Annotated in this window: 8 protein-coding genes; 4 read left to right on the top strand and 4 right to left on the bottom strand. The window is 60.3% G+C overall.

Translation table 11 applies throughout. The annotated features are described in order from the left end of the window. The coding region (locus EAW56_RS11035) for a UDP-galactopyranose mutase (protein ID WP_279629701.1) at nt 1-677 on the top strand (677 nt) is incomplete at its 5' end. A gap of 186 nt (nt 678-863) precedes the next feature. Continuing rightward, the gene (locus EAW56_RS11030) at nt 864-1,379 is read left to right on the top strand and encodes an EamA family transporter (protein ID WP_233127014.1); all 516 of its coding nucleotides are present in this window, start codon (nt 864-866) and stop codon (nt 1,377-1,379) included. 110 nt (nt 1,380-1,489) lie between these two features. Here EAW56_RS11030 and EAW56_RS11025 read toward each other — a convergent pair whose 3' ends face one another. Then, entirely contained in the window at nt 1,490-2,482 is a 993-nt protein-coding gene (locus EAW56_RS11025; protein ID WP_095535995.1) for an SLAC1 family transporter, read from the bottom strand. A 71-nt stretch (nt 2,483-2,553) separates the two neighbouring features. Between EAW56_RS11025 and EAW56_RS11020 the strand changes: the two genes are divergently transcribed. Further along, on the top strand, nt 2,554-3,450 hold the full coding sequence (locus tag EAW56_RS11020) for a LysR family transcriptional regulator (protein ID WP_095535996.1): 897 nt from the start codon (nt 2,554-2,556) through the stop codon (nt 3,448-3,450). Here EAW56_RS11020 and EAW56_RS12765 read toward each other — a convergent pair. Both EAW56_RS12765 and EAW56_RS13180 read right to left on the bottom strand, forming a co-directional pair. Further along, complete coding sequence (locus EAW56_RS12765) at nt 3,447-3,614, bottom strand: hypothetical protein (RefSeq protein ID WP_167457434.1); 168 nt, start codon at nt 3,612-3,614, stop codon at nt 3,447-3,449. The genes EAW56_RS11020 and EAW56_RS12765 overlap by 4 nt on opposite strands. A gap of 124 nt (nt 3,615-3,738) precedes the next feature. Next, the gene (locus EAW56_RS13180) at nt 3,739-3,831 is read right to left on the bottom strand and encodes a hypothetical protein (RefSeq protein ID WP_353959756.1); all 93 of its coding nucleotides are present in this window, start codon (nt 3,829-3,831) and stop codon (nt 3,739-3,741) included. Between the two features lie 47 nt (nt 3,832-3,878). Here EAW56_RS13180 and EAW56_RS11010 point away from each other — a divergent pair, with 47 nt between their 5' ends. Next, nucleotides 3,879-4,091, top strand: coding sequence for an EamA family transporter (locus tag EAW56_RS11010; RefSeq protein ID WP_233127016.1), 213 nt, complete (start codon nt 3,879-3,881; stop codon nt 4,089-4,091). A gap of 180 nt (nt 4,092-4,271) precedes the next feature. Here the strand turns inward: EAW56_RS11010 and EAW56_RS13075 are convergent, their stop codons facing one another. Beyond that, nucleotides 4,272-4,394 (bottom strand): CBS domain-containing protein, encoded by a 123-nt coding sequence (locus tag EAW56_RS13075; RefSeq protein WP_233127017.1) that lies wholly within the window; start codon nt 4,392-4,394, stop codon nt 4,272-4,274. Between the last annotated feature and the right edge of the window lie 519 nt (nt 4,395-4,913).

The raw sequence follows: 4,913 nt of genomic DNA, 5'->3' as shown, positions 1-4,913 counted from the left end.
TCTCCCGCCTCCCGGTCCGCTACACCTTTAACAACCGCTACTTCAACGACACCTACGAGGGCCTGCCGGTCGACGGCTACGCCGCCTGGTTGGAGAAGATGGCGGAGCATGAGCTTATCGACGTCCACCTGTCCACCGACTACTTCGACGTCCGCGATGAGCTGCGCGCCGAATCCCCCGACGCCCCCGTGGTCTACACCGGGCCCGTGGACCAGTACTTCGACTACGCCGAGGGCCACCTGGGCTGGCGCACCCTGGACTTCGAGCGCGAGGTGCTGGAGACCGGTGACTTCCAGGGCACACCGGTGATGAACTACAACGACGCGGACGTGCCGTACACCCGCATCCACGAGTTCCGCCACTTCCACCCGGAGCGGCAGGAGGCATACCCTGCCGACAAGACGGTGATTGTGAAGGAGTTCTCCCGCTTCGCCGAGGACGGCGACGAGGTGTACTACCCGATCAACACGCCCGAGGACCGCGACAAGCTGAAGAAGTACCGCGAGCTTGCTGCCGAGGAGTCCCGCGAGAACAAGGTGCTCTTCGGCGGGCGCCTGGGCACCTACCAGTACTTGGACATGCACATGGCCATCGGCGCGGCGCTGTCCCTGTTTGATAACCACCTGCGCCCGCACTTCGAGGACGGCGAGGCGTTGAACCAGGCGCGCGGGCACTAATCCTGCATGGGTGTCCTGTGAGCAGAGACAGCGAGTGGCTCCCCGGCGGGGCCTAGAGGCCTTCCTCGGCCTTCCGGTAGCACCAGTTGTGCTGGTGCTCATCGGCTCGATCGGCATCCAGGCTGCGGCGGTGCTGGTGACAGACATGCTGTCGACGGTTGGCGCGCCGGGGTCTCGGGCCTGCGCATGACCGCAGCTGCCGTGATCATGGTGGCACTGTTTAGACCCCGCTTGACCGGCATGACCCGCGTTCGGGCGATCAACATCGTGGTCTACGGCGTAGCCATGGGCATGATGAGCATGATGATCTACCAAGCCATCGCGAGGCTTCCGCAGGGCGTGGCCGTGACCATCGACTTCCTCGGCCCCTGCGTCGTGTCCTTTCTTGGCCTGAAGATGTGGCGCTCCCGACTGTGGGCCATCGCTGCGTTCGTGGGTGTTGCCCTCATCGCGCAGCCCTCCAACGACCTCGACGTTATTGGTATTGGTTACGCCGCAGTCGGTGCGGTGTTCATTGGTGCCTACACCCTCTTCGCTGCCCGTATGGGCAGTACTGAGGGTGGCGGAATGCCGGACCTCGCGCTGTCGGTGGTCGTCGCGGCGCTCGTGCTCGCGCCCTTCTCCGTATCCGCAGCGCCACACGTGCATGGCTCGATGTGGGGCACGATTGTGATCTCCGGGTGTGCGGTTGTAGTGGTATGAGCTGGGGTTAATGCGTACGCGCATAGCCTTTTACTACGACTACGGCTATTTCCCGCTCGAGGAGTACGCCCGCATCGTGGCGGATTTACCCAATCATGATGTGGCTTACGCTAATGGCCTGGTGCGGGCGTTTGTTGCGTACTGCGCTCGTGAATCAGCCAAACAATGAAGCGAACCGCGCACACCATCCAGTGCAGTGCCAAAACAACAAGCAGCATCTGACTGACGCCGTTTAGCCAGACAGCACCAGTAGTTTGGGACAAGAAGTGCGTTCCGAGGCTCAGCGTGCCAACGGGAAATGTTGACCCCCACCAACCTGGCGTGTAGGCCGCCCACCGGCTCACGGTGCGTGAGAAGTGCCGGGCCGCATACATCATCGGGCCGATTCCAAGAATGAACATCGTAGCCCCATATGCGGCACCGACTTGTTCGCTGAACAGCAGCTGTGCTGCTGCCGTTGATTGCCCGACAATACCCAGCGGAATCCATGCCGTTCCACCCATCGTCGGCGGGATGGAGAGATGTCTTCGCGCAGCGGCTACATAACACCGCGCAAAGATGGGCAGAGCGGTGACAAGCGCGAGAATGAACGAGGCAGTTCCAGCTGCGTGGAACAGACCCGCGGCGAACGTGCTGTGAGCCTCAACGTAGCTGGCGAGCTGAGCTGCGCTTGTGGCCGCCACCATAGGCGACACAAGGGCCAGGCCCCACTGGAAGGTGGGGGCGCCTGAAAACTTCTGTAGTTGTTTTATGCACACCACCCAGCTAAGCGGCGCCCCGATCCACCACGAAGCGAGTTGCCAATGCACTGCTCCGCTGATCCCGGTTGCGGCAGAACCCAGCGCCAGAATTCCCATGGACGTCATTCCCCACTGCGACATCGACTGCGAGCTAAACCCAGGTTCACGATAGTGCCACCACCCCGCCACCAGAGTGCACAGTATCCCGACACCGAGTACCAAGAGCAGCGGCGAAACGATCGGCACTCCATGCATATTGCTTAACGTGGCAAGAATTGAGGTGCCCATCAGTGACCCAGCCCACGCAGGACCCGGTGAAGGCAGATTCGAACTTGGCTGTGTCTGGGGACGCGTACTTGTCATGCACCTCACGCTAACGCTGCAGGATGTGAAACCAAGATGACGAGAGTGCATGTGCGGGTTACCATGCTCACATGTACCCAAAACTACCTGCGATAACAGATCTTGAGGCGCTCCTCGCTGTATCGCGCGCGGGATCCATCTCCCGCGCCGCTAGGGACATGGGAATGAACCAGCAGACACTGTCAACTAGGGTCTCTCGCGCTGAGCAGGTGCTTGGAGTCACCGTTTTCGAGCGCTCCCCATATGGGATCAAGGCCACCGAGAGTGGCGAGGTGGTACTCGAGGCGGTACCTGCACTGCTGACAGCGTGCGCTGATTTTGCTCACAATGTTGAGCAGGCACGCGCTGACAACCTCGCACGACACCTGACTGTGGCCGTGTCCAACACAGTGGCGGAGATCCACTACCCGGTATGGGCAGCCGCGTTTCGTGATGCGCATCCCAAGGTCAAACTCACTATGGCCCATGGGAATTCCCAAGACGTTCGCGAACTCGTTGCTACCGGTATCGCTGGGCTTGGGATCGTAGAGGGTGGTACGCCCCGACATGATCTCATCGAGACGGTGCTGTGCTCAGACGAACTAGTGCTTGCGGTCCCCGCGCATCACCTGTGGGCCAACAGAGAGTCGGTGAGCAGAGAAGAATTGCGCGCAACCCCACTCATAGTTCGAGAACCGGGGTCAGGAACGCGCCGGGTGATCGAAGAGGAGTTGGGAGAACTCGCCGACCCAGCCGGCGAGTTCGGCTCTTTGTCTGCGCAACGCGCGGGGATGATCGCCCTCGGAGCACCCGCGATCATTCCCCGGAGCGCCGTGCTGGATCAGGTTGCTTTGGGGGCGGCGGCGATCGTAGCCACAGAAGTCGCGTTCGAGCGCAGCATCTCCGCAGTTGTCCGCCGCGGTGCGACGGTGCCCAAAGACGCGACAGCGTTTACCCGGCTTGCCAAATCTTTCGGAGCGTTCAGTTAAATCTTGGGGACGTCGTCGCCGTCATCGAACTCAAATCGGTTTGGCTGGAGCAGGTCCTCGCGGTTCACGACCTCCACGATCACCTCGGCAACAAGCTCGCGGGAGGTGGTGGATTCGGGGTTGCGGGGGGGCGTCGAGAAGTGAAATGCCCTTGGAAGGCTCATCGGTGAGGCGGGTGAGACCGAGAATGGTGACCGGCAGCTCGGAGGCGTAAAGGCGCTGGTCAACCGCCTACTTGGACTCGACGTAGGCGTGCCACGAGCCCGCCCCGGTGCACAGGTTCAGCAACTAACGATTTTTCCCGATGAGGAAGTAGCCGACCCAACCCAGCGTGTTCACCGCGCCGATGATCGGGGTCCAAAGCCACTTTGGACCCCGAATCTGCTTCGAGTTGGTGCGGGCTAGGTCCCGCAGGCTTTATCGGCGCGGTGGTTCCCTACGTGCTGGACACGGTCGCCGCCGGCATTGTTTCGGCGGCGGTTGTCGGCACGCTTTTCGCGCTGGATCCAGTCATCGGGGCGATCCTGGGCTGGGCCTTCTCCGGTGACCAGATCACGTGGTCCATGGCGGTGGGCATCGCGTTGATTGCTGCGGCCGGCGCGATCACGTGGCGCGGGGCCCAGGAGTCTCGCGCGGCGTGAGTTGTCAGGGTAATGCGGTGAGTAATGCACAACTCTGAACAACTCAGAACAACTCAGAACAATTCTTGATAGCTGTTTTGAACTGGGGAGATGGCGTAATTTTGGGGATATTGTGAGGCGAAGTTGTTTCAGAGTTGTTTGGAGTTGTTTTAAACAACTCTCCGACTCCGGCCCGTTGCGCTACCCAGCGACCGGCACAAACGTCGAGACGAGGTACCGATTGATGTCGGAGCGGCTGATGATGCCGACGACGGCGCCATCGTCGCTAACGATGGGTGCCTTCTTCAGGTGCTTGTCTGTCATTGACCGGGACGTAGAATCCCCGGTAGTAGCGCCCTTGGCTAAAGATTCACGTTCATTGCGGGGTTTAAACCGCATTGCCTCCTGGCGGATCTTTTCGTACCGGTGCCCTTTGCGGATGCTCGTGAGTTCTTCGAGGAATCGTTTTCTCGGCACGTCCAAGGAGACTGTTCTAGACGTTGAATCGAGCGCCTCCTTGGCAGTAGCTTCTAACTGCCTGTCGAATAATCGTAACGCCACGCGGATAGCTTCGATCTGTCGGACGACAACGAGATTCTCACGGGTGGTATTCGGGCCGGGCGTAGCATTAATGACTCTGTCGTTCATTGACATATCGCGTGATCTTTCCTGCAACTCGAACTGTTTTTGCGGGTACCAGACCTACCGCCCCGCAGTCTTCCTTTAGGTAAGGCAATCCTATATAGTCTGCAGGGTGAGTTTTAGGCCTTTCCTTGCAACCGTCCTCCGTAGTGAACGTGTCGCGCCGAATTTCCAACGAGTGACGTTCACCGGGGTCGATGC

Origin of the sequence: Corynebacterium gottingense, from assembly GCF_003693265.1 — a bacterium.
Taxonomy (GTDB): Bacteria; Actinomycetota; Actinomycetes; order Mycobacteriales; family Mycobacteriaceae; genus Corynebacterium; species Corynebacterium gottingense.
The sequence above is the reverse complement of the archived record's forward strand: the minus strand, read 5'-3'. Positions and strand labels throughout refer to the sequence as shown.

Bases quoted from the DNA above. Each gene is read 5' to 3' on its own strand.
- EAW56_RS11030 (WP_233127014.1), top strand. From the start codon at position 864: ATGACCGCAGCTGCCGTGATCATGGTGGCACTGTTTAGACCCCGCTTG.
- EAW56_RS11025 (WP_095535995.1), bottom strand. From the start codon at position 2,482: ATGACAAGTACGCGTCCCCAGACACAGCCAAGTTCGAATCTGCCTTCA.
- EAW56_RS11020 (WP_095535996.1), top strand. From the start codon at position 2,554: ATGTACCCAAAACTACCTGCGATAACAGATCTTGAGGCGCTCCTCGCT.
- EAW56_RS12765 (WP_167457434.1), bottom strand. From the start codon at position 3,614: ATGAGCCTTCCAAGGGCATTTCACTTCTCGACGCCCCCCCGCAACCCC.
- EAW56_RS13075 (WP_233127017.1), bottom strand. From the start codon at position 4,394: ATGACAGACAAGCACCTGAAGAAGGCACCCATCGTTAGCGACGATGGC.